Origin of the sequence: Photobacterium phosphoreum, assembly GCF_002954725.1 — a bacterium.
GTDB classification, from domain to species: Bacteria; Pseudomonadota; Gammaproteobacteria; order Enterobacterales; family Vibrionaceae; genus Photobacterium; species Photobacterium phosphoreum.
In genome coordinates this window covers 438,514-465,497 of sequence record NZ_MSCQ01000001.1, presented here as the reverse complement: position 1 = coordinate 465,497, position 26,984 = coordinate 438,514, and the positions used below count along the sequence as shown (strand labels likewise).

Genomic DNA, 26,984 nt, shown 5'->3' with positions numbered 1-26,984 from the left:
TAAAAAATAACCTCAGCCATTCGGTGGCTGGGTTATTTTTGAGCCGATAAACACAAAGGCTAAACAGGCAGTGCTGTAGTGTATTTTAGCGGTTCCATTGCAAAAGTAGACGTTACATTAGTAAGATCAGAAACCGAAGCCACTAGCTTCTTATAAAGATTATCAAAAGCTTTCATATCAGCGACTTGTACTTTCATCATATAGTCATATTCCCCTGCCATACGATAAAACTCCATCACTTCAGGAAATTCGGTCACTGTCGATACAAAGTGATTAAACCAATCTTGCGAATGATTACTGGTTTTGATTTGCACAAAAGCCGTAAATGAAATGCCTAACTTCACCGGATCAAGCAATGCTACTCGTTGACGTAAAATGCCATCTTCTTCAAGCCGCTTTAGTCGTTTCCAACATGGGGTGGTTGTTAAATTCACGGCTTCTGCAAGCTCTGCCAGTGGCATGGTTGCGTCATCTTGTAACAAACGTAATAACGTTCTATCAACACTATCTAAAACTGCCATTAATTCCACCAATTACGATAAAAGGGTAAATACTTACTGAAAAATACCTCTTATTCAGCGAAGAGGCAAAAAAAATCGCCAATAATGATAATCGCTACCGCTTGTTTATATAGATTAACAATAAACCGACTTTTATTTCAGATATAAAGTGGTAACATTTAACACAACAAAAAAAACACAATTAAAAATTAATCCTATAATAAACACAATAAATAAAAAATAGTTTCAATTTAAAGTTAAAAAATAGGATTTATTTCTAAAAAATCAGCAATTAGAGATGAACAAAGCAAAGCTTTTCCCTGCATTACTGTTTACTATATACCCAAGTTACTGCAAAGGAGTTGGCTCGGTAAACACTCGATGGATTCGAATTAAGCAAAAAGGAAAGACCATGAATATACAAACCGCATCAGAACAAAACGCTTGGATCAGTAACGCTATTAAAGCCATTGAAGCAGACTATCAACGTTCTGCCGATACGCATCTCATTAAACTAGATATTCCTAGCCTTGACGGTATCGATCTTTATCTAAAAGATGAAAGTACTCACCCAACAGGAAGTCTTAAGCATCGCTTAGCACGTTCATTATTTCTGTATGCCTTATGTAATGGCTGGATCAACCAAGATACGACGGTAATTGAATCATCATCAGGTAGCACCGCAGTCTCAGAAGCCTACTTTGCACGTTTACTCGGCTTGCCTTTTATTGCTGTTGTGCCTCGTAAAACTGCCCGTAAAAAAATTGAACAAATTGAATTTTATGGCGGTAAAGCCCACTTTGTTGACTCATCAGCAGCCATTTACGATGAATCGCGCCGCTTAGCCAAAGAGTTAGATGGTCATTACATGGATCAATTTACCTACGCTGAGCGAGCAACTGACTGGCGTGGAAATAACAACATTGCTAACAGCATTTTTAACCAAATGAAATTTGAGCGTTTCCCAATTCCTACTTGGATTGTGATGAGCCCCGGTACTGGTGGTACATCAGCCACGATTGGGCGCTATATCCGTTATCAAATGCACCCGACCCAACTATGTGTGGTTGATCCTGAAAATTCAGTGTTCTACGACTATTTTATCTCACGAGATGCCAATCTTACCTTAGACACTGGTAGCCGTATCGAAGGTATTGGACGACCGCGGGTTGAACCCAGTTTCATTCCTAACGTTATCAGTGAAATGCGTAAAATCCCTGATGCTGCAAGTGTCGCTACGGTACATTGGCTGGAAGGTATTATTGGGCGAAAAGCAGGTGCATCAACAGGTACTAATCTGTATGGCGTATTACAATTAGCAACCGAAATGAAACAACGAGGTGAAACAGGTTCAATTGTCACCTTATTGTGTGATAGCGGTGAGCGTTACTTAGAAACCTATTATAACGACGAATGGATCACTGAAAATATTGGCGATATCAGTGCTTACCTTGCCCAACTACAACACCTACAACAAACGGGTGAATGGTTAGCGTAACCAACAAATATGAGTACCCGTTAATCGTCCCCTACACTTCGGTCTATTAGCGGTACATTGACACCATATTTTGTTTATTTTTATGCCGCACACTCAGTGCGGCTTTTTTTTATCTATGCTATTTGTGATAGCTACTTTTCTATCGTCTTCAGCTGAGTTAGCATACCCCTCCATTCTAATAACATTATTAGCATGTTGTTATACCGACTGTTTATCGGTAATCACTCATAAAGGATATTCATCATGGCAAAAGCCGTAGTTGTTTTCAGTGGCGGTCAAGATTCGACCACCTGTCTTATTCAAGCATTAGCGCACTACGATGAAGTGCACTGTATTACGTTTGATTATGGTCAACGACATAAACTAGAAATTGAAATTGCAGAGCATATCGCCAAAGATCTTGGGGTTGCTGCGCATAAAGTGATGGATGTTAGCTTATTGAGTGAACTTGCAATTAGCTCATTAACCCGTGATAGCATTGCTGTTTCTCATGAGTTACAAGCCAATGGTTTACCTAATTCATTTGTACCCGGGCGTAACATTTTATTTTTAACCTTAGCCGGTATTTATGCTTACCAAATTGGTGCAGAAACCGTGATCACCGGTGTTTGTGAAACGGATTTCTCTGGCTACCCTGATTGCCGCGACGAATTTGTTCGCTCACTGAACCAATCGTTAGTGTTGGGTATGGATCGTCAGTTTACTATCGCAACCCCATTAATGTGGCTTAATAAAGCCGAAACATGGGCACTGGCAGATCAATATGGCAAGTTAGATTATGTCCGTGAGAAGACACTAACCTGTTATAACGGTGTGGTGGGTGACGGTTGTGGCGATTGCCCATCTTGTGATTTACGTCGTGCTGGTTTAGATGATTACTTACAACATCAAACAACGGTAATGGCGGCATTAAAAGAGAAACAAGCACAGCATAAAGCATAAAAGCAAACTATTACTATCTCACTCCATATGTTTATATGGGGTGAGTATTAAAAATTATCGTGCGATATAATGAGTAAAACAACATTTTAATAACACTTCTTTTATTAGACATTACTTCCTCTACCCGCTTATTTAATAACACTTCAGTATTTCTTAACCCCTAATAAATAAAAATCAAATAGTAAAAAGCGACTGCCGTAATATATATTGTCCACAGTTTACATTTACAACCCTAATTGGTAACACAAAAGCATACTAACAATGCAAAATATGACACAAACAATAAAACACGATATTTAGATTGCAAAATACACGACTTAATAAAATTAAATAGTGAAAAATTGTTGTTTATAATACGTTTCCATTTAATAACGGCTGTTATATTTATAACCATTATTGTTCACAAACAATGATCAAGCATAAATCTAACACCTCATAATATAATATTAATTTTTAAAGTTTTATAAATTAATATTATAAATAAGGCTTTATTATTATGTTACACGATGTCGTTGATTTATCGCGATTTCAATTTGCATTTACTGCAATGTATCACTTTTTATTCGTACCATTAACGCTAGGGATGACATTCCTATTAGCTATTATGGAATCAATTTATGTCATAACGGGTAAACAAGTTTACAAGGACATGACTAAATTTTGGGGTAAACTTTTTGCGATCAACTTTGCACTTGGTGTCGCAACAGGCTTAACCTTTGAGTTTCAGTTTGGTACTAACTGGGCCTATTACTCTCATTATGTTGGCGATATTTTTGGGGTTCCATTAGCCATCGAAGCCTTAATGGCTTTCTTCCTTGAATCTACCATGATCGGGATGTTCTTCTTTGGCTGGGATCGCCTATCAAAACGTCAACACCTTGGCGTAACATGGTTAGTTGCGTTAGGTTCTAACTTATCAGCATTGTTGATCCTTGTTGCCAATGGCTGGATGCAAAATCCGGTTGGTGGACATTTTGATTATGAAACCATGCGGATGGAAATGACCAACTTCTCTGAAGTTATCTTTAACCCTGTCGCGCAAGTTAAATTCGTACACACCGTTGCATCTGGTTATGTTTGTGGCTCAATGTTTGTTCTAGGTGTAAGTGCCTACTACTTACTTAAAGGACGTGATCTTGCTTTTGCTCGTCGTTCATTCACTATTGCCGCCTCTTTTGGCTTAATGGCCATTATTGCCGTGATGATCTTAGGTGATGAATCTGGCTATGAGCTTGGTGATGTTCAAAAAACCAAACTTGCTGCAATTGAAGCTGAATGGCATACCGAGCCAGCACCTGCCGCCTTTACTGCTTTTGGTTTCCCTAACCAAGATAAGATGGAAACAGAATACGCGATTAAGATCCCGTATTTAATGGGTATTATTGCCACTCGTTCGCTTGATACTCAAGTCACGGGTATTAGTGATCTGAAGAAACAACACGCAGCCCGTATTCGTAACGGTATGGTTGCTTATGGCTTACTAACAAAACTACGTTCAGGTGATAGAACTGCCGCCAATATTGCCGCTTTTAATGAAGTAAAAGGCGACTTAGGTTATGGCTTATTATTGAAGCCTTATACTAAGAATGTTGTTGATGCGACACCAGAACAAATTCAACAAGCGACCAATGACTCTATACCTCGCGTATGGCCGTTATTCTTTACCTTCCGTATCATGGTCGGTGCTGGTTTCTTAATGTTTGCCATTGTTGGCGCAGCATTTTTTCAATCATGTCGTCATAAAGTCACTAAGAATAAATGGATTCTTAAAGCGGCACTGTATGGCATACCTTTACCTTGGATTGCGATTGAAGCCGGTTGGTTTGTCGCTGAATATGGCCGTCAACCGTGGGCAATTGGTGAAATACTGCCGGTAAATATGGCTGCATCTCATTTAGCACCCTCACAGCTATGGTTTTCACTGTCGTTAATCATTGGTCTTTATACGCTGTTCTTTATTGCTGAAGCCTACCTAATGGCGAAATTCGCACGTTTAGGTCCAAGTAGCTTAAAAACAGGCCGTTATCACTTTGAACAACAAGATAACGCTAAAGATACGATCACACATCAGGTTGAAGCATAAGCAATAAGCTGGGAGAAACAGAATAATGTTTGATTATGAAACCTTACGAGTCATCTGGTGGGTATTAATTGGTGTGTTGTGCATCGGTTTTGCTATCACAGATGGCTTTGATATGGGCGTAGGTATGCTGTCACCTTTTATTGGTAAGACAGATAGCGAACGCCGCGTAATGATTAACGCCATTGCACCGCACTGGGATGGAAACCAAGTTTGGTTGATCACTGCCGGTGGTGGATTATTTGCCGCATGGCCATTAGTGTACGCAACCGTATTCTCTGGTTTTTATGTAGCACTGATCTTGGCGCTAGCGTCACTGTGGTTACGTCCCTTAGGGTTTGATTACCGTTCTAAGTTGCCCGATACTCGATGGCGTAATTTGTGGGATAAAGCGATCTTTGTCGGTAGCTTTGTACCACCGCTTATTTTTGGTATCGCGTTTGGTAACCTGATGCAAGGTGTGCCGTTTGATCTAAACGAATTTATGATCCCAACGTATAAGGGATCGTTCTTTGAGTTATTAAATCCGTTTGCGTTACTTTGTGGTGGTGTCAGTCTACTGATGATTATTACCCAAGGTGCAACGTTCTTACAAATGAAAACAACCGCGGCTATTCATGCGCGAGCACGTAATGTTGCAGCTGTTTCTGCAATATTAATGGCGATTGTGTTTATTATTGCGGGTTTTGTGGCTCAAGGTATTAACGGCTACGTGATCACCTCACAAGTATTACCCAATGCAGCGTCAGATCCGTTAACCAAAGAAGTTGCTCGTCAAATGGGTGGGTTATTCACTAACTACCATAATTACCCTGTCTTGTGGATTGCACCAATTCTTGCGGTAGTGATGCCATTATTGACAGCATTATGTTCACGTACTGAACGTGCTGGGTTTGCATTCTTATGCTCAAGCCTAACGGCGGTTGGCGTGGTATTAACGTTTGGTTTTGCGACGTTCCCATTCTTCGTACCATCAAGCTTAGATCCTAATGTAAGTTTGACCATTTGGGATTCAAGTTCGTCTGAATACACCTTGAATCTAATTACAATTGTCGCATTTGTTATGGTGCCAGTGATATTGGCGTACACCTCATGGTGTTACTACAAAATGTTTGGTCGTCTTGATACGAAATATATCGAAGACAATAAGACGTCACTGTACTAAGGAGTAATTGACTATGTGGTATTTAGCGTGGTTTTTAGGTATTTTGCTTGCCTGTTCATTTGCGATAATTAATGCTTTATGGCTTGAAACAGATGACGATGAGTTAGTAAAATAATTCAGCTGTCATAACAATAAAAAAAATCAGCCATAATCTATGGCTGATTTTTTATTGTTCTTATTGCTAATATTTTTATTAAGTGTTTGGCTAATTAGTCGCGATAAAGAGCAAAATCTTCAGCGCAATCAACTAATTGCTCACGGGTTAACATAAACACACCGTGACCACCATTAGCAAATTCTAACCACATAAATGGAATGTGCGGATATTGCTCTTCCATATGGATCATTGAATTGCCAACTTCACAAATCAAAATACCGTCGTCTTTTAGGTAATCAGGCGCATTAGCAAGAATACGACGCACTAATTTTAGACCATCAGTACCAGCAGCTAAACCAAGCTCTGGCTCGTGACGAAATTCTTCCGGTAGGCTGTCCATATCTTCTTGGTCAACATACGGCGGATTAGTAACGATAAGATCGTATTTATCTTTCGGTATATCACGCAAAAGATCAGAACGAAGCGGAATCACTTGCTGCTCAAGACCATGATCCGTTATATTCTGTTCAGCAACAGCGAGTGCATCTGTCGAAATATCAACAATATCCACTTCTGCTTCAGGGAACATGTGTGCACAAGCAATACCGATGCAACCGCTTCCGGTACACAGATCCATGATCCGTGTTGGTTCTTGTTGTAGAAAGGGTTCAAAACGGTTTTCAATCAGTTCGCCAATCGGTGAACGTGGCACAAGCACACGCTCATCAACGAAGAACTCCATACCGCAAAAGTAGGCAACATTCGTTAAGTATGATACAGGTGTACGATCATTAATTCGACGCATAACACGCTCAACAATACGATGACGCTCACTGCTTGTTAAACGAGAATTACGCACTTCCGGTGGAACATCCAACGGTAAGTAAACTGTCGGTAAGACCAGTTGCACAGCTTCATCCCATGCATTGTCAGTACCATGACCGTAAAATAGGCCAGCAGCATTAAAACGGCTTACCGTCCAACGTAGCATGTCCTGCAATGTGTGAAGTTCGCTGACAGCTTCGTCGACAAAAATCTTATCCAAAATAGCCTCCGATAAACGCTACAATACCACTATATAATTGTTGGAATTTCATTATGAGTAATAAAAATTCACAGCTTGAAGACGATTCAAATCTCTTCAAGGCAGAGGTAAAAGGCGTAAAAAAGTTCACGCATGATACCATAATCACGCCACGTCAACAGAACTCAAAAGCGGATAAAGCAAAAGTGATGGGCAAAGAGACCCAAAATCATGAGTTTTATTTTTCAGATGAGTTTGAACCCCACCTCAGCGATACGGGGCCAACCCAATATGCGCGCGATGGTGTGTCTAAGTATGAGGTCAAAAAATTACGTCGTGGTATCTATGTACCTGATATTTACCTTGATATGCACGGTATGACGCAGCAAGAAGCAAAACGTGAGTTAGCCGCGATGATTGCAGCATGCATCAAAGAACACGTATCGTGCGCTTGTGTAATGCATGGCATTGGTAAATATATATTGAAACAAAAAGCGCCGATGTGGTTAGCCCAGCACCCTGATGTAATGGCATTTCACCAAGCACCATTAGAATTTGGTGGGGCGGGTGCATTGCTCGTATTAATTGATATACCTGAGCGCTAATACCTTGGTTTTACCATATGACCAACTTTTACGACTTTGCCACGGTTAAATAACGTCACTTCACCTGTCTCGCAGACTTTAAGACGTTTTTTAACTGCGGTTTCAACGTAAAAATATTCACAATCATCATTACGCGCACTATCAATACGCGCAAAAATAACCAAAGCTGGCGCACCGACTTCATTAGAATAGTTAGCAAATGTTAAGCTACTGCCCGTTTGTGACACATGCATCCCTTCAGTACGTCCGTCTGACCATTTCACCATCCCATTAGCAGAGATACGAACTGGCTCACCGACACTGCATCCTGCAATAAACAATAGGCTGATAATCGCCACTATTCCAAGCTTAGTCATGGTTATGATCCATTATTTATGCGGCTGATGCTGCCACAATAATTTGCTTGATCCCGTTTGTGGATCATAATCAATCGCGGCAATAGCAGAGGTTAAAAACATCGGCGGTTGTAAACCAGCCACCAACTCTGCGGTTAAATAACCAACTAATGGCAAATGTGAAATCAGCAGTAACGATTGTGGCTGCTCAGTTTCAATGGTTGCTTTAATATATTCCGCTACCGTTTCAGCATCACCATAAGGGGTAATATCTTCAACACTCCCCACCAGTGTCGCCGTCGGTAAAGTATCAACCATCGCTTGCCATGTTTGCTGAGCGCGTAAATAAGGGCTCACCCAAACATGATCCAACTCACCATTCAAATGTGATGCCAATAATGTTGCCATTTGCTGTGATTGCTCGATGCCACGCGCGGTTAATGAGCGCTCTGCATCACTGGCTGCAAAATTTTCGGCTTCACCGTGACGCATAATATAAATTTGCATAGATATTCCGGTAACCTCAGTTAAACAATCGCTGTTTCCACTCTCATATTGGAGGGGGTCGATGATTATTACACGCTTTTATTATTGGCATAACCACATAGTTTTAATTCTGTGGTTGAGCCTGCGATTTAAAGGCTTAATTGATTAAGTAATAACTAATTCATCAATTTGTTAACAAAAATGCGACTTATAATTCATCTAATCTCATCTTCAATTTGCCAGCCTTAATATTGAACGTCATACTTACTCTAATTCCCTCAAAAATAGGCTCTTACTGTGCATACAAGCCCTAACGATCATAAGCAGTATCGCTACCTCACTTTAGCGAATGAACTTCGAGTACTGCTCGTTCATGATGCTGAAGCGCCTCGATCTGCTGCTGCATTGTCTGTCGAAATTGGTCACTTTGATGATCCAATGGATCGTCAAGGCATGGCACACTTCTTGGAGCATATGTTATTTCTTGGCACTGAGAAGTATCCCCGTGTTGGCGAATTCCAAACATTTATTAATCGTAATGGTGGCAGTAATAATGCGTGGACAGGCACCGAAAACACCACGTTTTTCTTTGAAATAAGCCCCCATACTTTTGAGGAAGGATTAGATCGCTTTGGTCAATTTTTCACCGCGCCATTATTCAATGAAGATGCGGTAGACAAAGAAAGACAAGCCGTTGATTCTGAGTATAAATTAAAAATAAAAGACGATGTACGTCGTTTATATCAAGTTCAAAAAGAAACCATTAATCAAGCGCATCCTTTTGCCAAGTTTTCTGTTGGCGATCTCACCACGCTTGACGATCGCGATGGTCGTTCAGTTCGCGATGACTTATTAGCGTTTTATCATCAGCATTATTCTGCTGATGTGATGGGACTCGTGTTGTTAGGTCCACAATCGCTGGATGAATTAGAACAGTACACCCAAGCATTCTTTAGCCACATTCCCAATGCTACGACTAAAAAAGTTGCAATCGACGTGCCATTTGTTACCGCAAATGACTGTCAGAAGTTCATTCAAATTGAACCTATAAAGGAATTGCGTAAGCTAACGTTATCGTTCTCGCTACCATCAGTTGATGCGTATTATCAAATTAAGCCGCTATCCTATATTGCCCATTTATTAGGTAATGAAGGTGCGGGCAGTTTAATGGCGATTTTAAAACAACGCGGCTTAATCAATACATTGACCGCTGGCGGTGGTGTCAGTGGCAATAACTTCCGCGAATTTACGATTAGCTTAAACTTAACCCCTAAAGGTCAGCAACATACTGATGAAATCGTTCAGTGTGTGTTTGCCTTTATTGCCCTCATCAAACAGCAAGGGTTAAATGCGTGGCGTTATCAAGAAAAGAAATCAGTATTGGAAATGGCATTCCGTTATCAAGAAAAAAGTCGTCCACTTGATACTGTCAGTTATTTAGTCATGAACCTGCTGCATTACAACGCGGAAGATGTTATCTACGGCGATTATATGATGGAAGGCTATGATCAAGATTTACTTGAGCAATTATTAGCTTACCTAACTGTGGATAATATGCGGTTAACATTAGTGGCACAAGGTGGGTATTACGACCGCGTCGCGGCTTGGTATGATACCCCTTATTCCGTCACACCATTTACGCCTCAACAAATTGAAGGCTGGACTAATGTTAGTCTTGATGCAGAGCTATTATTGCCCGAGCATAATATTTATTTGTGCGAAAAATTTGAGCCATTACCGCTTGAAGCAGGCTCAGAATTACCGCCGCAATTAATTCAAGATCTACCCGGCTTTCGATTATGGCATAAACAAGAACATGACTTTCGAGTACCAAAAGGCATTGTTTATGTCGCGATTGATAGCCCGCATGCGGTAAGCTCAACAGCGAATATTGTCAAAACGCGCTTATGTGTAGAATTACTGTTAGAAGCCATTAATGAGTCGGCTTATCCTGCTGAAATAGCAGGTATGTCTTACAATTTATATGCTCACCAAGGTGGGGTCACACTACAGCTATCTGGTTTTAGTGAAAAACAACCTCAACTGATGCAATTGATTTTAGAGCGTTTTAAAAACCGTCATTTTACCCAACAACGATTTGATAATATCAAAGCGCAAATGTTACGTAATTGGCGTAATGCGGCAGAAGATAAACCTATTTCGCAATTGTTTAATCAATTAACAGGGTTACTACAACCAAATAATCCGCCTTATCCGCACCTCATTGAAGCACTTGAAACCATCACTATTGATGAACTACCGCCGTTTGTTGAAGCGATGTTTGCTGAGATACACATCGATACTTTTGTGTATGGTAACTGGATCAAGAAAGATGCGTTGGCACTGGCTGAAACACTAAAAGATGCCTTCAGAGTGACGGATCAATTATACGGTGAATCTCAACGTCCATTAGTGCATTTAGAAAATAGTGGCACCTTAACCTATGAGTTAGATTGTAATCATGAAGATTCTGCTATTTTAATGTATTACCAATCACGCCAAACGACACCGAAAAAAATTGCGATTTACACGCTGGCAAACCATTTAATGTCGACCACGTTTTTCCATGAATTACGCACTAAGCAGCAACTCGGCTATATGGTAGGTACGGGTAATTTACCCTTAAATCGCCACCCTGGATTGATCTTATATATTCAATCACCCGTAGCAGAACCGAGTTACTTATCTGATGCAATTGACGACTTTACTAATGCGTTTGCATTGGTGTTATTAGAGCTAAATGAAGCGCAGTGGCAAGCCAGTAAAACGGGGTTAATTGCGCAGATATCTGAACCCGATACTAACCTTCGCTCACGTGCACAGCGATTCTGGGTCAGCATTGGTAATAAAGATGAAAGCTTCAATCAGCGTCAATTAGTGGTCGAAAAGCTAACTAAATTGAGCCGAGCAGACATGATTAAGTTTATTGTTGATACGGTTAAGCCTCGAACAGCTAATCGTTTAGTGATGTATTACACTGGTAAAACACATCAAGATGCAGAGCCGTTAATTCTAGGTAAAGCTATTGAATCTATAGCTAATTTCCAGAAAAACGCGTACTAAATAAAAAACCCTATTTACTTTAATAAATAGGGTTTTATTTTAACAACTAACATTAAAATATTTTTATTATGATAAAAACAGCTTTCATAATATTTCAGTAGCCAAGTTAACGTCCTCATAAGCATAATCTTCATTTCGAATATATCGCTATTACTATCACTAATTAATCATAGATAGAAATACCTACGATAATAACGAATAGATTAAAAGAGGATTCACGTGACTCAACAATGTCCACATTGCCAAGTTGAAATTCAGGCGCCAAAGCTAAGTGCATACGACGATAATTTTGTTTGCCCGCATTGTGCTGCCACATTATCCCATAGCCAAATTGATATTTTTCTCTATGCCTTTTGTTTTATTGCATTAAGTGCATTGCTACTGATATTAGTAGGTCATGTGAATGCTTTTATCGCATTAGTGATCGCGACAGTCGGCTATCGTCTGTGCCGCAGTAGATTTTTTGAATCTTATTTTCGTTTAACACGTTGTACTCACTAATACTCGCAAACTCATTCTATTCTCTATGATCAACACAAAAATAAGCCTGCATCAAAGCAGGCTGATTGTAATGGATAATGATCAGTTACTAATAAAACGTCTGTTCTGTTTGTGCCATCTCAACCAAAGCATCACAAGGCGCAAAACGTTCACCATAAAGATCACTATATTGGCGCAGCATATCAACCACTAAATCGATACCTAAGTGATCCATATAACTAAATGGCCCACCTAAGAACGGTGGAAAACCGATACCAAATATTGCGCCAATATCACCATCACGCGCTGATTGAATCACGCCTTCATCCAAACAACGCGCCGCTTCATTAAGCATCATCAGACTACAGCGGACAGCAATATCTATTTCAGCCAAGTGTTGCTGAGGTTCAACCCCCAACAAGGTATAAACCGATTTATCGACTTCTTTATTTTTGGTGTCATATAAATAGAAGCCTTTACCACTTTTACGCCCTTGACGTCCATCTTGCTGTAACCATTCAAATATCTCAGAGGTTGCAAAACGCTCACCGAACTCAGCTTCTAAAATTGGGCTAATCTTCGCGCCAATATCCACCCCAACTTCATCGAGTAATGTAATCGGACCAACAGGGAAACCAAAATTGAGCAATGCATTATCAATATGCTCAATCGGCTCTCCGGCTAATAACAGCTGCGCCGCTTCATTCATATAAGGGGCTAAAATACGGTTGACATAAAAACCGGCTTTATCGGCAACCACTATTGGCGTTTTACCCTGTTTTTTCGCTAAAGCGACCACGGTTGCAATGGTCGTCGCTGATGTTGCTGCATGAGGAATCACTTCCACTAATGGCATTTTTTCAACGGGACTAAAATAATGTAAACCAATAATATTTTGTGGGCGCAGCGCATTAGCAGCAATGTGGTGGATAGGAATAGAAGATGTATTGGTTGCAAAAATCGTCTCTTTCGAGGTATTTGCTTCAATTTCTTGAACCATTTGTTGTTTAAGCGCAAGATCTTCAAATACGGCTTCAATCACCACATCAGCATGAGTTATACCCCGATAATCAATCCCACCTGTAATGCGTAACATCTGCTGTTGTAATTGTGGCTTTCGAATAATACGTCGCTGGCGTTGCTGATTTAAAATAGCGTAGTTATATGCGAGCGCATGTTGAATACCATCATTAGTAATATCTTTAATGCGGACGGCATAACCGGCTTTAATTGCCGACACATGCGCAATACCACCGCCCATTAACCCACCACCCAGTACGGCTATACGCTTAATCGTCTTAGGTTCTGCATCAGCCCCGATCTCTTTTTTCATCGCGGTAGTTGCAAAGAAAATATTACGTAATGCGCGTGATTCTGCTGTCATCACAAGATCACCAAACACTTTTGCTTCTTGCTCAAGTCCTGATTCGATGCCTTTTTCTAAGCCATATTTTACCGTATCTAAAATCGCATCGATGGCAGGATAACAACCGCGCGCTTTTTGTTGGGCTTTTTTAGCCGCTTGATCAAACACCACACTGCGACCAAATGCATTACCGGCCATCGCCCAATCTTGAAACGAATGAGTACGAATCGGTTTGGCAGTTAATGCCACTTGTTCAGCCACTTGTAATAAAATACTTAACGGTACAACTTGATCAACTAGCCCTTTTTTTAACGCTTGTTTTGCACGGACTTGTTTACCCGTTAGCATCAATTCCAAACTATGTGCGACACCAATCAAGCGTGGTAAACGTTGTGTGCCACCAGAACCTGGTAGTAAACCTAATTGCACTTCAGGTAAACCAAGACGAGTAATATCATCATCGGTACAAATTCGACTATGGCATGCTAAAGCCAGCTCTAAACCACCGCCTAAACACGGCCCATGAATAGCAGCAACAACATGAATAGGTAAATCTTCAAGTGCGGCAAATAATTGTTGGCCTTTAATTGCTAATGCTTCTGCATCAGCAGCGGTTTCACAATTTGCGAGCATACGAATATCAGCACCCGCAATAAAATTATCAGATTTACCAGAATAGACGACTAATCCTTTAAGAGCAGTATGGGTACTCAACTCTGCTAAAACAGCACCAACTTGATCAGCAAAAGCCGCTTGTAAGGTATTCATTTTTTCATTGGCGACATCAATTTTAAGCCAACCAATACCATTATCACCATAAGATAAACTAAATGCTGATTGTGTCATTATTCTGCCTCCAAAATCATCGCCACACCCAGGCCACCTGCTGCACACGCCGTATTCAATGCAAAACCACCGCCACGACGCTGCAATTCATGCAAAGTTTGAGTGATCATTCTGGCGCCAGTTGCTGCAAAAGGATGACCATAAGCAATAGATCCGCCTAATACGTTAAACTTATCCATATCAATGTCACCAATGGCCTGCTCACGACCCAGTTTTTGTTTTGCAAACCGTTTAGAACCAAACATTTTCACGTTAGCTAAGGTTTGAGCCGCAAAAGCCTCATGCATATCAATTAAGGTTAAATCACCAAGGGTCAGCCCTGCACGTTCAAGGGCTAACGGACTCGCATACGCCGGCCCCATTAACATATCTTCCGCAACATCTATTGCGGCAAACGCATAAGATCGAATATACCCAAGAGGGGTTAAGCCTAACTCTTTCGCTCGCCCTTCTCGCATCAATAATATTGCCGCAGCGCCATCGGTTAATGGCGTTGAGTTAGCGGCAGTAACACTGCCATGCAGGCGATCAAAAGCAGGATGTAATTTGGCGTAGGCTGCCAGTGTTGAATCTTGACGAACATTATTATCGTGATCGATCCATTGCTGATAAGGTGCTGAAAATGCAGTGATAACTTCATGGTTAAGAAAACCATCACGCCATGCTTGAGCCGCTAATGTATGCGAACGATGCGCAAAAGCATCTTGTTCTTCTCGGCTAATGGCGTGACTTTTTGCCATTTGTTCTGCCGTTTGCCCCATGCTTAACCCGGTTGAATATTCAGCAACCGCAGGAGGAACAGGCATTAGATCTTTAACGCTCAATGTACTGAGTAATTTCAACCTTGCTGGCATGGTTTTGGTTTTACTTAATGCTAATAATATTGCCGCCATTTTTTTACTGACCCCAATCGGAAGCATCGAGGTTGAATCAGCGCCGCCAGCAATACCAATATCAATCGTACCAGCCATTATGCTTTCAGTGACATTAACGGCTGCTTGAAAGCTAGTTGCACAAGCGCGGGTCACACTATATGCATCAGTGTGAACATTCATCCCCGTACCCAGTACAATTTCACGCGCAATATTCGGGGCTTCAGGCATTTGTACAACCTGCCCAAACACAACTTGTTCAATTAACTGCGGATCAAAGTCAGCGGTTTGGATCATTTCATTAATGGTTAGCTTCCCTAAATCAAGGGCCGATAAACCATCAAATGCGGTTGATTGACGTGCAAATGGCGTTCGTAGACCGCTAACAATGGCAATACGTTCACCATTACGTGTGGTGATATTTTGAAGACCCGTCATCGCAACTCCTTGTCACAATTATAATTAACCTCCACATCGAGGTCAGACCACATAATTGTAACTATAAAGTTATTAAAATAAAACATTTGTTTAACTTTAGTGGATAAATGGGTTTTAAAGTAAAAGGTCTCGACATTAATAGTCGTTATAGTATAAGAATAATCAATGCTATCCCCGTGTACTATTAACAAAAAAAATGGATAATTTAGAGGAAGAATAGCAGCTCAATATTGAAACAAAAAAAAACCACACCCGTAGGTATGGTTTGAATTCACGCAGAAGATAATCAATCAGCGCAATAAAATAATCAATTAACATAAAGCCAATTGCAAATCAGGAAAACCCTGATAGGAGAAAGTAAAGTCAGCCTTCAAAAGGAAGTTGTCATCTTGCTCAACAGACGGGGTTAACTATTATTAAGTTATTCAACTTAACCATAGCCGTGCCATCAGATGACGGAGCAACTATAACCCACCATTAAATACAGAATTTGAACCAGATCAATTTTATTGCGGTTTATACTCTCAAAAAGATAAAAAACCGAAGACATCCTTCAAAAAGTTATTTGGTGGCATCATTTATTGGTGCAATAACGCTATACAGGCACATCAATGATAAAAAATATTTTTAGAAACAAAAAGTCTTCTGCCACGGTCTGTTTAAATATGGATAAACAAAAACGTTACGAAGCTCTAGTTCGTGCGTGGCATCAAGATTTATATCGCTACGCTTATTGGCTTTGCCATGATCCCCATATTGCCGAAGACTTAGTGCAAGAAACTTGCCTACGCGCATGGAAATCACTGGATAGCCTACAAGATGATAACGCGGCAAAAGCATGGCTAATTACCATTCTACGCCGAGAAAATGCGCGTAGATTTGAACGTAAGCAATTTGACTTAGTCGATATTGATGATCACCATATTGCAGATACTAAGCCCAGTGTCGAAATGGACACCGAACAATATTTACTGCATCGATTAATCATGAAGCTCGCGCCCGAATATCGAGAGCCTTTAATTCTACAAGTTATGGCGGGGTTTAATGGTGATGAAATAGCGGGAATATTGAACCTCAACCGCAATACGGTAATGACGCGACTTTTTCGTGCCCGTAACCAACTAAAAGAACAACTTGAAAAAAAACCGACTCAAAAGGGGAATCATCATGGATGATCTAGAATTTCGTCGCCGTTTACTGGCTGATCCAAATGATAATGACCCAGAGCTGATTAAAACGAAAAATCAGTCCACCACTAATCGTCATTTCTCCAATGAACTACAACAATTAGATCAGCAATTAAAACAAGCGCTCAATGTAGATATTCCAGATAATCTTGCCGATCGGATTCTATTTCATCAATCGAGTCAGGCACAACCCAAAAATCACTCGCCCTATAAACGTTATGTCTCTTACGGGTTAGCCGCATCGGTAATGTTTTTTGTCGGTGTCATGGTCGGCCAACACGACTTTTATCCACAACAACCACAGCAACAAGTGTTTACGCCAGCGTCAATGTCTACCATTGCTTTACAACACGTTAGCGCTGAATCCCAATTTGTTGAGCATACTGATGAAGCTGTTACGTTACAACAAGTTAATGCCAAACTAAAACCTTTTGGTACCAGTATGAACCAGCTACCAGGTCATATTTATTATCTCAATTATTGTGGCTTTGATGGTAATCGAGCATTGCATATGATTGTGGGTACTGATAAAGGTAAAATGGCCGTATTTATTGTGCCGCAAACAAGTTCACAAATGGCGACAGATAGCGACCATATTAATCAAAGTTTATTATTACCCCTGCAAGATGCCAGCTTAATTATTGTTGGTGATAAAGGTGAAAAGCTAATGCCTATCGCCGAAAAACTCAAATCTGAACTCTATTGGGAGATCTAACCCCATAAACCCGCTCTAGCTACCACTAAAAAATCGATACTAACCTTTAAGTATCGATTTTTTACTGCTTTTTATCCTGCTAATTGTCGCGAAAACTGCAAGAAACAAGCGTAAAATGATACCAAATGAACTCAACTGTTCGCTAGAAAGTATTTTTAACTGCCTAAACTACTGGTCAGCTTTGATCGTGCCCCTTCCCCCCCTACAATCATCGCCAATCAGTCATATATAGACTGGACTAATAAATATAAAAACATGATCAGGAATCATAAAAGCATGAACAAGAAGCAGATATTTACACGCTCAGTTATTACTGTTGCTATCGCCTTAGCATCGTCACAAACAATGGCTGCGGGTTTCCAACTTAATGCACAATCAGCCACAGGCTTAGGTCGTGCATTCTCAGGTGATGGTGTTATTGCTGATAACGCATCAACTATGGCAAAGAACGCCGCTTCAATGGCACTGTTTGACGCCCCAGCGTTATCATTAGGTGTTATTGCTATCGATACTGATGTGCATGTCAAAAATACTCAAACATCTTTGACCGTTGGTAAACACACACTGCCATCAACGGCTATTGCTGACGCATCCATTGGTGGCACCAGTTACGCACCAAACATCTACTACATTCAACCTATCAATGATAAATTTTCTGTAGGTGCGTCGCTGTATTCAAACTTCGGCACTAAAACTGAATTTAAAAAAGGCTATAAAGCTGACCTTTTTGGCGGCTTAACAGACGTTAAAAGTGTTAATTTAGGCTTAAGTGCCGCTTACCGCATCAACCAACACTTTAGCGTCGGTGGTGGTTTAGACATTATTTATGGTAGTGGTAAATTACAACGTGGTAATGCACAAGCCCTTAATATTGATGCTGATGGAATTGCACTAGGTTATAACCTTGGTACCATTTATGAGTACAATCAAAATAACCGCTTTGGTTTATCCTACCGCTACAGCCCAACAATAAAGGCCAAAGGTGATATTCATTACAAAGGTCAAAACCTGAGCAATGAAAAACTAGAAATACCATTACCATCAATGGTTGAGTTCTCTGGCTTTAATAAGCTTAACGATAAATTTGCCGTTCATTACAGCGTCCAATGGATTGAATGGAGCGCATTTGATCAATTAAGTACTACAGGCGGTAACTTTTCTAAAGATTACCAATGGCAAAACAGCTGGCACTATTCAGTCGGTGGTACTTATTACCTCAACAACGATTGGACATTACGTGCGGGTTACATGCACGACACCAGTGCTCAAGGTAAGTTAACATCTATTTCTGTTCCTGATTCGGACCGTAATTGGTTATCAGGCGGCTTTAGTTACCATATTGATAGTAAATCGACTATCGACTTTGGTTTAACTTACCTTATTGGTGCAGATATTAATGTAAATGAAACTCAACCATTACTACCAAACGTAAGTACATCCGTTTCTGCAACTACTCGTGCTAATGCATGGCTATATGGTCTTCAGTACAGCCGTTCATTCTAATTTGAGCGTACAACAATAACTGATTCTAAAAAAGAAGCCGTCATGGCTTCTTTTTTTATGGACTCAATAAACAGAAAGTACTCTTTTTTATAAGCTAACCGCGATAAAAATAAGATATATATTAAAATATCCTATAAAAATAAAACCTTTTCTTAACATCATTTCTCGTACAAGTGTACGCTCAAATATTAATTCCCACTCATTAGTGGACAAACTATACCCGATAAAAAACTACCATTTCAAACAAATGCAGTATAAAGCATTTATTCATACCATTTTATAAGATAGCTTTTAACGCAAATTATTGCTGCGGTTATGATTTGCAGCATTATTCCTGTAAACAATAAGCTTTTTTCTAATATGAATAAAAATAACATCACTTTAGCGTTAGCTATCACTACTGCTATGGGTATTAGTAGTCATGCTGCCGCGGCAGGTTTTCAATTAGCTGAATATTCAGCAACAGGTCTCGGACGTGCTTTTGCAGGTGAAGCCGCAATGGCAGATAACGCCAGCGCCCAATTCCGTAACCCTGCGATGCTAACCTATTTAAAAGGCATTCAAGTCTCTGCTGGTGCGATTTATGTTGATCCTAATATTGATATTGAGGGTAAACATTCAATTTTTGGTCAAGCTAATACCTCTGATTTTGCGAATAGTGCTGTTATTCCCAATTTTTATTTCTCTCGTCCATTAACGGATAAAGCTACTATTGGTATTGCCTTTGGTACTCACTTTGGTATGCGCACTGACCTTGGTACTGACTTCAAAGCAGCAATGTTTGGTAACCAAGCCGACGTCCATACAGTTGAGATCAATCCTAATCTTGGTTACAAAATTAATGACCAATTAAGCATAGGTGCGGGTGTTCGTTATGTAATGGCAAGTGGTCATTTTGGTGCTGCAAGCCCAATAACAATCCCTGGTATGATCAAAAAAGGTCAACACCTTAAATACATGGAAGGTGAAGATAACGCTTGGGGATGGCAGGCGGGCACTGCATGGCAAATCAACCCTAATAACCGTATCGGTATCAGTTATCAATCAGCGGTTAAATTAAACCTTGAAGGTCATGCTAATGGGATTGCGTTTGATGGTCTAAAAGGCGGTAGCTATGCGGGTACATTACCACTTGAGTTACCAGCATCTGCTGAAATTGCTAGTTTCCACCAGTTAAATGATCAGTGGGCTGTACATGCTAGTGTTAACTGGACCGATTGGAGCACCTTTGAAAAACTAGAAGCCAATATTCCACAGCTTGGCGGTAACAAGCATATTAAAAACGAATACTGGAAAGATAACTACCGCTTTGCCGTTGGTACCACTTACCAAGCAACTAATAAGTTAGTTCTGCGCTCTGGTATTGCCTATGACACTTCAGCAGTTGATGAAGCAAACCGTACCCAAACTATTCCTGAAACCGACCGTACATGGTTAAGTGTTGGCGCTGGATATGCTTGGTCTGAAAATCTAACTTTAGATGCTGGCTTTACCTATATTTTAGCAAAAGAAGCTAAAATGCTTGAGCAAGAAAAAGATTTACCTATTTTAGGTAAATTTAATGGCCAAACATCCGGTCACATTTGGTTAGCAGGTGTACAGGCAAGTTACCGTTTCTAATCTGATCCGCGATTAGCTACACACAAAAAGACCGCCGATTATGGCTAATGCCGTTCACTTAAGCCTGAAATCCTTATAGATAAAGGCTTTTGATAATTAGAGAACCTAGCTATAGCTAGGTTCTTTGCTATCTGAGACTTTTTGATTTGTATATAAAACAAACAAAATATCCTTAAGTGAACGGCATTACCGATTATGGCGGTCTTTTTATAGCGTATAATTAATAAATAAAATTAATCACTATCAATTTCATCTAAATAGCTATTATCAAATGTTTCAGCTGCTGGTTGATCGCTGACTTTACCGTCACTGGCAGTAAAGTTCTTATATTGAATATAAGCATCACGCGTAAATAGATACGGATCAGGTGAATTATTCAGCATCGCTTCTTGATTCACTAATGCAGCACGATCTGCCATACCTTCAAAGATCCACTTCCCTAATCCTTCCCAGAAGTTTAATAAACTCAATGGCAGATATAAGTCATCGACTGAATCAGTAAAGCCACGGAAAGTAATCGGACCATAAACAGGTAACATTAAATACGGACCATTACCAACACCGTAATAGCCTAATGTGTCACCAAAATCTCGATCTTGTACTTTGGTGATATCAGCTGCTGATGCAATATCAATTAAACCCGCTAAACCAAAAACAGTATTAATCCAAAAGCGGTTAAAATGGGTTAACGCATCTTTGCCATGTAAGGTGAGGAGACTATTCACCATTCCCGCTGGCTCATCGAGATTTGATAAAAAGTTTGCAATACCTGTACGTGCAAATGAAGGCGTATAGTTCACATAAGCCAGAGATACTGGACGAGCAACATACGGATCTAAATAATTAAAATTCAAATTCCACATCGCACGGTTAAAACCCTCGAACGGATCATAAACAGCATTCGTAGTCGCGTTATCACCATCAATATGATCGACAACATTGGTGGATACCGCTTTCTCAGTGGCTTCATCGGGTGATTGAGCACAACCAATAAGGCCGACACTTAAAAAAATTATCAGTAAGAGCTTTCTGTTCAAAACATACACCTAATAAAAAACAGGCTGAATATGAGAATTCAGCCTGTTTTATTCACTTTAGCAATAAATTAATTAATATTGCTTATTAATGACAAACGCTGTCTCTCCACCCAAAGGCGTTTGGCTACTTTGACCGTACCAATCACCTTGTTTGGTCATCACATTACCATCACTATCCACACGCGCTTTAATGATCATCTCTGATAGAGATGATAGCTGGCGCTGTGGGATCATGCTGTCTTTATTCGTTAACGTGATCGTTAATGGAAATTTAGTCGACAATGGTAATTTCACCGCTGCGATTGGCATTGGTGAACCATCGGCATCATGCACAGAAATAATAATATTACCCTGCTTTGGCAACACAACGTTTTTACCTAACGCTATAGTAGCAGTAACTTGCTTAGCTGTATCGGCATTTTGTGTTTTAGACTGTGGTGTTGCTTCATCAATGGCGGTTGGATCAGGTGCAACCTTTGAACCATCACCATCATCGATACGCATCTGGGCACGCTCGATACTGCGGGTTAGCATTGGTGTGCGAGAATCATTAGGACCGATAAGTGTTTTCATCATTGTCCAATAATCAACCGCTTGCTGATAGTTTTTCTGCTCAAAAGCATCAAATGCTAATAGCGACAATGCCTGAACATTGGTGTGGTCGCTCTTAATCACTTGGCGTAAAAGCTGACGCGCTAATTCACTTTGACCCGGTTTGCCACTTAGCATCAATGTTTGTGCATAACCCAAGCGGATATCAGTATCTACCGGATTAAGATCATAAGCACGTCTCATTGCCATTTCAGCCGTAGCACCATCACGATTAGCAATAGCAATTCGACCTAACAGTAACCATCCCATAGGATCATCGCCGTCTTTGTGCAATTTAGTCCGCAATGCTAGCGTTAGATCCGACATATCTTGATCAGACAGTGGTTCGTTAGCCGCATTATCACCCATTAATCGCTGAGTCAGTTCAGGTAAGCGATTCACAGCTTGATGCCATGCTTCTACTTTAGCACTGCTGCCGACTGCGCCATAAACACCGTAACAAATACCCACAATCAAAATCAGACCTGGTACAACCATTGCAGGGCTAACATGTGTTGCTTGTTTCTTTTGAGTAACAGGCAAGTCATCCAATAATGTTTGTTGTAAGTCAGCGACCATATCTTGCTGGCTATCGACTAAACCTTCTTGGGATTCTTCTTCAAGCTCATGAATACGATCTTTAAAGAAGGCTTTATTAAGCTCATCTCGGCTTGCCGCATCGTCATGCTCTTTACCGATATACATCGGAATTACAAAGATGGCGATCGCAATTAAAACCAAGACCGCGGTTAAAATCCAAAACAGCGTCATTTATTTACCTTTGTCTGATTATTGGTAGCTTCAGTATCTTGCTGCGCCATTTCAGCCAACAACCCCTGTAAACGTTCTGCCTCAACATCATCAAGTGGCTCATCTTTGGTTAGCTCACTTTTTTTACGTGAACGGTAAACCAAGACAGAAAAACCAATAACAATAAAGCCAATAGGACCCGCCCATAAGATCACTGTTGATGCCGTCACTGCAGGATCATACGTTACGAAATTACCGTAACGCGCAATCATATAATCAATGACTTGCTGCTTGGTTTTGCCTTCTTTTAACAGCTCGTAGCTTTTCAGACGCATATCTTCTGCTAACGTTGCATTAGAATCGGCGATGCTGTTATTTTGACATTTAGGACAACGTAAAGTCTCGGTTAGCTCTTGAAATTCTTTCTCTTGTGCTGGATTTTTAAAATCGTACACATCAATCGCAGCCAATGCAGGCGCAACCATTGAAAAAGTCAGTCCAAGTGCAAACATTAAAGCAAAGAAGCGTTTCATTGTGCTTTTGCCTCCGCTTGCTTGTTAACGCTAGCCTCTGCTAGTAATTTCTTATAGAGAGGCTCAAGGGTCTTGTTCCAATTTTCTGGATTAACATCACCCACATGGCGATAACGAATAATGCCATTAGCGTCAATTAAGAAAGTTTCAGGGGCGCCATAAACGCCAAGATCCATCCCTAACATACCATTGCCATCAAACAACGAAATCATGTAAGGATTGCCCAACTCTTTGAGCCATCGAATTGCTTTAGGACGCTGATCTTTGTAGTTTAAACCAATGATCTTCACCCCTTGACCTGCAAGGACATTTAAATATTGGTGCTCTGCTTGACAGGTTGGACACCACGTCGCCCAAACATTCAATAACAGCGGCTGACCTTTGAAAATCGTTTGCTGATATTCTTTACCGGGCTCAAACAAATCTTCCAGCTTAAAGGCAGGAACAGGCCGACCTACTAATACCGATTCAAGTTTAGTCGGATCATCACCCGCGGCATTTCGGCTTAGCTGAACCATAAACATCACAACTAACGCCAAAAACAGCACTAAAGGAATAAATAATAACTTTTTATTCATTAGTTAGCTTCGCCTCCGATTTCTTGTCATTCGCAGCAATATTAGCCGGCTTACGGAATCGATAACGCTTATCACTAATAGCAAAAGCACCACCAAGCGCCATTAAGAACGCACCCATCCACATCCAATTAACAAATGGCTTGTAGTACATACGAACAGCCCATGCACCGTCATTGCCTAAACGCTCACCCATCGCAACATATAAGTCACGGGTAAAGCCGCTATCAATGGCTGCTTCGGTCATCATAGACCCGGCAACGGTATAGTAACGCTTTTCAGCATGTAGGGTTGTAATATCGATACCATTACGACTAATTTCAAAATCAGCCACATAGCCGTCATAGTTAGGACCATCAGCATCACGTAAACCGGCAAAATGGAAATCATAGCCTTTCACGTTAATAGATTGTCCAGGTGACATACGTAAATCACGCTCAACACCGTAATTTGATACTAACGTCATACCAATAATGGCAATAGCTAAGCCAAGGTGACCTAACATCATCGCCCAATGGCTACGTCCAAGTTTTCCTAAACCTTCAAGGAAAGGATGACGGTGAGTCGCACGACGGTAGATTTCAACCAAGTGCATCACAATGATCCACACCGCCATCATCACACCCACAACCGCTAATGGCTCAACAACACTGGCTGTTAAGTAAATAACGAGGAATGAGAACGGTACGGTAAATAATCCACACCACAACATTGGTTTAGCAATCGAAGCAAAGTTATCACGCTTCCAACGTACTAGTGGACCGATACCCATTAAGAATGAGAACGGCACCATTAACCATGTAAACAAGGTATTAAAGAACGGTTCACCAATAGAAACAGAACCTAATCCTAATTGCTTATGGACTAACGGTAACAATGTACCAATTAATACCACTAATAACGCTGAAACTAATAATAGGTTATTGGCTAGTAGGAAGTTTTCACGTGAGAACAAGGCATAGTTACCACGAGAACGGATTTGACCACCACGTAGGGCATACAGCAGTAATGAACCACCAATAACCACTACTAAGAAGCCCAGAATAAACATACCGCGCGATGGATCAGATGCAAACGCATGCACAGAAACCAATACGCCAGAACGTACTAAGAATGTACCTAATAAGCTTAATGAGAATGCAGAAATCGCCAGCAATACTGTCCACGCTTTAAATGTACCGCGTTTTTCAGTTACTGATAGTGAGTGCATTAATGCTGTACCCGCAAGCCAAGGCATTAATGATGCGTTTTCGACTGGATCCCAGAACCACCAGCCACCCCAGCCAAGTTCGTAGTAAGCCCACCATGAACCTAGTGCGATGCCTAATGTTAAAAATGACCATGCAGCGATTGTCCACGGACGTGACCAACGTGCCCAAGCCGTATCTAAACGACCTGTCATTAGTGATGCAATAGCAAATGAGAATGCGACAGAGAAACCAACATAACCCATGTACAACATAGGCGGGTGAACAATCAAACCCGGATCTTGTAGCAATGGGTTTAAGTCACGACCTTGTACTGGGAAAGCAGGTAATGTGCGTAAAAATGGATTCGATGTCACGACGATAAACAGTAAGAAACCCACTGCAATCATACCCATAACAGAAAGTACACGCGCCACAGCTTCTATCGGCATACCACGGCTAAATCGTGCAACAGCTGCTGCCCAACCCGCTTGGATAAGTACCCATAGCATCAATGAACCTTCATGCCCGCCCCATACTGCGGTTAAACGGTAATACCATGGCAGTAAACTGGTTGAGTTACTGGCAACATACGCTACCGTAAAATCATTGCTATAGAACGACCAGCTTAAAATACCAAACGACACAGCAAGCATGCCAAATATTCCGTATGACAGTGGCCGTGCCATACGCATCATTGCTTGGTTACCAACAGTGGCACCATACAATGGATAAATACTGGCCAGCACTGATAGCGCAAGTGCGGCTATAAGAGCAAATAGGCCTAATTCAGGGATCATTGATCACTTACCTTGTAGTTGTTCTTCAGTGTACTGAAGTCGTTTATGGTTTATCTTCATTGCATCTGCCACTTCTGGTGGCATATAGTTTTCATCATGCTTTGCAAGCACTTCACTGGCTTTAACTGTCGTTGGGTTAATTAATACACCCTGCGCCACAATGCCTTGGCCTTCACGGAACAGATCCGGCAAGATACCATCATAAATTACTGTAACTGATGGACCAATATCTGCCACTTTAAAACTAATTCGTAATGATTTAGGATCACGTTCAACCGAACCTTTCACCACCATGCCACCAATACGCAACCGTTGACCAACGGTCGGTTTTGTACCATCAGGCTTGCCATTAATTAACTCTGAAGGCGTATAAAATAAGTTCATATTTTGGTTTAACGCATACAGTATTAAACCAACCGTTGCACCAAGTCCAAGCACTAACGCCAGTACAATCACTAAACGTTTTTGACGTCTTGGGGTCATAGCGTGTTCTCCAATGTTTTAGCTTCTTTAATGCGCTGTTCACGCGCCATTCTATTTTTTATCTCGCGTAACAAACGGCGTTTCGTTGTTAAGCTCGAAAATAAAATCCATAACATCGATAGAAAAGAAATAGCATAGGCACTCCAAACGTAGCCTGCATAACCGCCCATCGCAAAAAAATCATTTATAGAATCAAAATACATAAC

General features: G+C 40.8%; 25 protein-coding genes. 12 read left to right on the top strand and 13 right to left on the bottom strand.

What is annotated here, in order from left to right:
- Positions 1–59: 59 nt before the first annotated feature.
- The gene (locus BTO21_RS02025; protein WP_045027057.1) at positions 60–521 is read right to left on the bottom strand and encodes an Lrp/AsnC family transcriptional regulator; all 462 of its coding nucleotides are present in this window, start codon (positions 519–521) and stop codon (positions 60–62) included.
- A 391-nt stretch (positions 522–912) separates the two neighbouring features.
- Here BTO21_RS02025 and BTO21_RS02020 point away from each other — a divergent pair, with 391 nt between their 5' ends.
- The 5 genes from BTO21_RS02020 to cydX all read left to right on the top strand — a co-directional run bounded on the left by BTO21_RS02020 (position 913) and on the right by cydX (position 6,300).
- Complete coding sequence (locus tag BTO21_RS02020) at positions 913–1,998, top strand: PLP-dependent cysteine synthase family protein (protein WP_045027055.1); 1,086 nt, start codon at positions 913–915, stop codon at positions 1,996–1,998.
- Positions 1,999–2,241: 243 nt separating this feature from the next.
- Positions 2,242–2,940 (top strand): 7-cyano-7-deazaguanine synthase QueC, encoded by a 699-nt coding sequence (gene queC / locus BTO21_RS02015; protein WP_105026674.1) that lies wholly within the window; start codon positions 2,242–2,244, stop codon positions 2,938–2,940.
- 496 nt (positions 2,941–3,436) lie between these two features.
- The gene (locus BTO21_RS02010; RefSeq protein WP_045027051.1) at positions 3,437–5,023 is read left to right on the top strand and encodes a cytochrome ubiquinol oxidase subunit I; all 1,587 of its coding nucleotides are present in this window, start codon (positions 3,437–3,439) and stop codon (positions 5,021–5,023) included.
- A 25-nt stretch (positions 5,024–5,048) separates the two neighbouring features.
- Positions 5,049–6,185 (top strand): cytochrome d ubiquinol oxidase subunit II, encoded by a 1,137-nt coding sequence (cydB, locus tag BTO21_RS02005; RefSeq protein ID WP_045027050.1) that lies wholly within the window; start codon positions 5,049–5,051, stop codon positions 6,183–6,185.
- 13 nt (positions 6,186–6,198) lie between these two features.
- Complete coding sequence (cydX, locus tag BTO21_RS02000; RefSeq protein ID WP_045027048.1) at positions 6,199–6,300, top strand: cytochrome bd-I oxidase subunit CydX; 102 nt, start codon at positions 6,199–6,201, stop codon at positions 6,298–6,300.
- 94 nt (positions 6,301–6,394) lie between these two features.
- Here the strand turns inward: cydX and prmB are convergent, their stop codons facing one another.
- Positions 6,395–7,327: a 50S ribosomal protein L3 N(5)-glutamine methyltransferase gene (gene prmB / locus BTO21_RS01995; RefSeq protein ID WP_045027046.1), complete on the bottom strand. Its 933-nt coding sequence runs from the start codon at positions 7,325–7,327 to the stop codon at positions 6,395–6,397.
- A 53-nt stretch (positions 7,328–7,380) separates the two neighbouring features.
- On the opposite strand from prmB, the gene smrB reads away from it, so the two are divergent.
- The gene (gene smrB, locus BTO21_RS01990; protein WP_045027044.1) at positions 7,381–7,911 is read left to right on the top strand and encodes an endonuclease SmrB; all 531 of its coding nucleotides are present in this window, start codon (positions 7,381–7,383) and stop codon (positions 7,909–7,911) included.
- Here smrB and BTO21_RS01985 read toward each other — a convergent pair.
- Both BTO21_RS01985 and sixA read right to left on the bottom strand, forming a co-directional pair.
- Positions 7,908–8,267, bottom strand: a complete 360-nt coding sequence (locus tag BTO21_RS01985; RefSeq protein WP_045027043.1) for a hypothetical protein — start codon at positions 8,265–8,267, stop codon at positions 7,908–7,910. The genes smrB and BTO21_RS01985 overlap by 4 nt on opposite strands.
- Positions 8,268–8,279: 12 nt before the next feature.
- Positions 8,280–8,753, bottom strand: a complete 474-nt coding sequence (gene sixA / locus BTO21_RS01980; protein WP_045027041.1) for a phosphohistidine phosphatase SixA — start codon at positions 8,751–8,753, stop codon at positions 8,280–8,282.
- A 276-nt stretch (positions 8,754–9,029) separates the two neighbouring features.
- Here sixA and BTO21_RS01975 point away from each other — a divergent pair, with 276 nt between their 5' ends.
- The gene (locus BTO21_RS01975; RefSeq protein WP_045027040.1) at positions 9,030–11,795 is read left to right on the top strand and encodes an insulinase family protein; all 2,766 of its coding nucleotides are present in this window, start codon (positions 9,030–9,032) and stop codon (positions 11,793–11,795) included.
- A gap of 219 nt (positions 11,796–12,014) precedes the next feature.
- The gene (locus BTO21_RS19945) at positions 12,015–12,296 is read left to right on the top strand and encodes a hypothetical protein (RefSeq protein WP_128973063.1); all 282 of its coding nucleotides are present in this window, start codon (positions 12,015–12,017) and stop codon (positions 12,294–12,296) included.
- A gap of 88 nt (positions 12,297–12,384) precedes the next feature.
- Here the strand turns inward: BTO21_RS19945 and fadJ are convergent, their stop codons facing one another.
- Both fadJ and fadI read right to left on the bottom strand, forming a co-directional pair.
- A complete protein-coding gene (gene fadJ / locus BTO21_RS01970) occupies positions 12,385–14,487 on the bottom strand; it encodes a fatty acid oxidation complex subunit alpha FadJ (protein WP_045027038.1) in 2,103 nt (700 codons plus the stop codon).
- Positions 14,487–15,797: an acetyl-CoA C-acyltransferase FadI gene (gene fadI / locus BTO21_RS01965; protein ID WP_105026673.1), complete on the bottom strand. Its 1,311-nt coding sequence runs from the start codon at positions 15,795–15,797 to the stop codon at positions 14,487–14,489. Before fadI ends, fadJ begins: the two co-directional genes overlap by 1 nt.
- 611 nt (positions 15,798–16,408) lie before the next feature.
- On the opposite strand from fadI, the gene BTO21_RS01960 reads away from it, so the two are divergent.
- The 4 genes from BTO21_RS01960 (at position 16,409) to BTO21_RS01945 (ending at position 20,822) form a co-directional block, all read left to right on the top strand.
- A complete protein-coding gene (locus BTO21_RS01960; protein ID WP_045027036.1) occupies positions 16,409–16,972 on the top strand; it encodes a sigma-70 family RNA polymerase sigma factor in 564 nt (187 codons plus the stop codon).
- The gene (locus tag BTO21_RS01955; RefSeq protein ID WP_045027034.1) at positions 16,965–17,699 is read left to right on the top strand and encodes a DUF3379 family protein; all 735 of its coding nucleotides are present in this window, start codon (positions 16,965–16,967) and stop codon (positions 17,697–17,699) included. The genes BTO21_RS01960 and BTO21_RS01955 overlap by 8 nt, the downstream gene beginning before the upstream one ends.
- A 276-nt stretch (positions 17,700–17,975) precedes the next feature.
- Positions 17,976–19,202: an outer membrane protein transport protein gene (locus BTO21_RS01950; protein WP_045027033.1), complete on the top strand. Its 1,227-nt coding sequence runs from the start codon at positions 17,976–17,978 to the stop codon at positions 19,200–19,202.
- 360 nt (positions 19,203–19,562) lie between these two features.
- On the top strand, positions 19,563–20,822 hold the full coding sequence (locus BTO21_RS01945; RefSeq protein ID WP_045027148.1) for an outer membrane protein transport protein: 1,260 nt from the start codon (positions 19,563–19,565) through the stop codon (positions 20,820–20,822).
- A gap of 233 nt (positions 20,823–21,055) precedes the next feature.
- Here the strand turns inward: BTO21_RS01945 and BTO21_RS01940 are convergent, their stop codons facing one another.
- The 7 genes from BTO21_RS01940 to ccmD all read right to left on the bottom strand — a co-directional run bounded on the left by BTO21_RS01940 (position 21,056) and on the right by ccmD (position 26,981).
- Positions 21,056–21,859, bottom strand: coding sequence for an MlaA family lipoprotein (locus BTO21_RS01940; RefSeq protein WP_045027031.1), 804 nt, complete (start codon positions 21,857–21,859; stop codon positions 21,056–21,058).
- Positions 21,860–21,931: 72 nt separating this feature from the next.
- On the bottom strand, positions 21,932–23,221 hold the full coding sequence (ccmI, locus tag BTO21_RS01935; RefSeq protein ID WP_045027029.1) for a c-type cytochrome biogenesis protein CcmI: 1,290 nt from the start codon (positions 23,219–23,221) through the stop codon (positions 21,932–21,934).
- On the bottom strand, positions 23,218–23,733 hold the full coding sequence (locus tag BTO21_RS01930; RefSeq protein WP_045027028.1) for a cytochrome c-type biogenesis protein: 516 nt from the start codon (positions 23,731–23,733) through the stop codon (positions 23,218–23,220). The genes ccmI and BTO21_RS01930 overlap by 4 nt, the downstream gene beginning before the upstream one ends.
- Positions 23,730–24,311 (bottom strand): DsbE family thiol:disulfide interchange protein, encoded by a 582-nt coding sequence (locus BTO21_RS01925; RefSeq protein ID WP_045027026.1) that lies wholly within the window; start codon positions 24,309–24,311, stop codon positions 23,730–23,732. The genes BTO21_RS01930 and BTO21_RS01925 overlap by 4 nt, the downstream gene beginning before the upstream one ends.
- Entirely contained in the window at positions 24,304–26,295 is a 1,992-nt protein-coding gene (locus BTO21_RS01920; RefSeq protein ID WP_045027024.1) for a heme lyase CcmF/NrfE family subunit, read from the bottom strand. The genes BTO21_RS01925 and BTO21_RS01920 overlap by 8 nt, the downstream gene beginning before the upstream one ends.
- Positions 26,296–26,298: 3 nt before the next feature.
- Positions 26,299–26,778, bottom strand: a complete 480-nt coding sequence (gene ccmE / locus BTO21_RS01915) for a cytochrome c maturation protein CcmE (RefSeq protein WP_045027022.1) — start codon at positions 26,776–26,778, stop codon at positions 26,299–26,301.
- On the bottom strand, positions 26,775–26,981 hold the full coding sequence (gene ccmD, locus BTO21_RS01910) for a heme exporter protein CcmD (protein WP_045027146.1): 207 nt from the start codon (positions 26,979–26,981) through the stop codon (positions 26,775–26,777). Before ccmD ends, ccmE begins: the two co-directional genes overlap by 4 nt.
- Positions 26,982–26,984: the final 3 nt, after the last annotated feature.

What these genes read in the sequence shown, in the direction of transcription:
- BTO21_RS02020 (WP_045027055.1), top strand. Translation starts at nt 913, where the DNA reads ATGAATATACAAACCGCATCAGAACAAAACGCTTGGATCAGTAACGCT.
- sixA (WP_045027041.1), bottom strand. Translation starts at nt 8,753, where the DNA reads ATGCAAATTTATATTATGCGTCACGGTGAAGCCGAAAATTTTGCAGCC.
- BTO21_RS01930 (WP_045027028.1), bottom strand. Translation starts at nt 23,733, where the DNA reads ATGAAACGCTTCTTTGCTTTAATGTTTGCACTTGGACTGACTTTTTCA.
- BTO21_RS01920 (WP_045027024.1), bottom strand. Translation starts at nt 26,295, where the DNA reads ATGATCCCTGAATTAGGCCTATTTGCTCTTATAGCCGCACTTGCGCTA.
- fadJ (WP_045027038.1), bottom strand. Translation starts at nt 14,487, where the DNA reads ATGACACAATCAGCATTTAGTTTATCTTATGGTGATAATGGTATTGGT.
- BTO21_RS01925 (WP_045027026.1), bottom strand. Translation starts at nt 24,311, where the DNA reads ATGAATAAAAAGTTATTATTTATTCCTTTAGTGCTGTTTTTGGCGTTA.
- ccmI (WP_045027029.1), bottom strand. Translation starts at nt 23,221, where the DNA reads ATGACGCTGTTTTGGATTTTAACCGCGGTCTTGGTTTTAATTGCGATC.
- queC (WP_105026674.1), top strand. Translation starts at nt 2,242, where the DNA reads ATGGCAAAAGCCGTAGTTGTTTTCAGTGGCGGTCAAGATTCGACCACC.
- BTO21_RS02010 (WP_045027051.1), top strand. Translation starts at nt 3,437, where the DNA reads ATGTTACACGATGTCGTTGATTTATCGCGATTTCAATTTGCATTTACT.
- BTO21_RS01950 (WP_045027033.1), top strand. Translation starts at nt 17,976, where the DNA reads ATGAACAAGAAGCAGATATTTACACGCTCAGTTATTACTGTTGCTATC.
- ccmE (WP_045027022.1), bottom strand. Translation starts at nt 26,778, where the DNA reads ATGACCCCAAGACGTCAAAAACGTTTAGTGATTGTACTGGCGTTAGTG.
- ccmD (WP_045027146.1), bottom strand. Translation starts at nt 26,981, where the DNA reads ATGTATTTTGATTCTATAAATGATTTTTTTGCGATGGGCGGTTATGCA.
- cydX (WP_045027048.1), top strand. Translation starts at nt 6,199, where the DNA reads ATGTGGTATTTAGCGTGGTTTTTAGGTATTTTGCTTGCCTGTTCATTT.
- fadI (WP_105026673.1), bottom strand. Translation starts at nt 15,797, where the DNA reads ATGACGGGTCTTCAAAATATCACCACACGTAATGGTGAACGTATTGCC.
- cydB (WP_045027050.1), top strand. Translation starts at nt 5,049, where the DNA reads ATGTTTGATTATGAAACCTTACGAGTCATCTGGTGGGTATTAATTGGT.
- smrB (WP_045027044.1), top strand. Translation starts at nt 7,381, where the DNA reads ATGAGTAATAAAAATTCACAGCTTGAAGACGATTCAAATCTCTTCAAG.
- BTO21_RS01985 (WP_045027043.1), bottom strand. Translation starts at nt 8,267, where the DNA reads ATGACTAAGCTTGGAATAGTGGCGATTATCAGCCTATTGTTTATTGCA.
- BTO21_RS01955 (WP_045027034.1), top strand. Translation starts at nt 16,965, where the DNA reads ATGGATGATCTAGAATTTCGTCGCCGTTTACTGGCTGATCCAAATGAT.
- BTO21_RS02025 (WP_045027057.1), bottom strand. Translation starts at nt 521, where the DNA reads ATGGCAGTTTTAGATAGTGTTGATAGAACGTTATTACGTTTGTTACAA.
- BTO21_RS01945 (WP_045027148.1), top strand. Translation starts at nt 19,563, where the DNA reads ATGAATAAAAATAACATCACTTTAGCGTTAGCTATCACTACTGCTATG.
- BTO21_RS01960 (WP_045027036.1), top strand. Translation starts at nt 16,409, where the DNA reads ATGATAAAAAATATTTTTAGAAACAAAAAGTCTTCTGCCACGGTCTGT.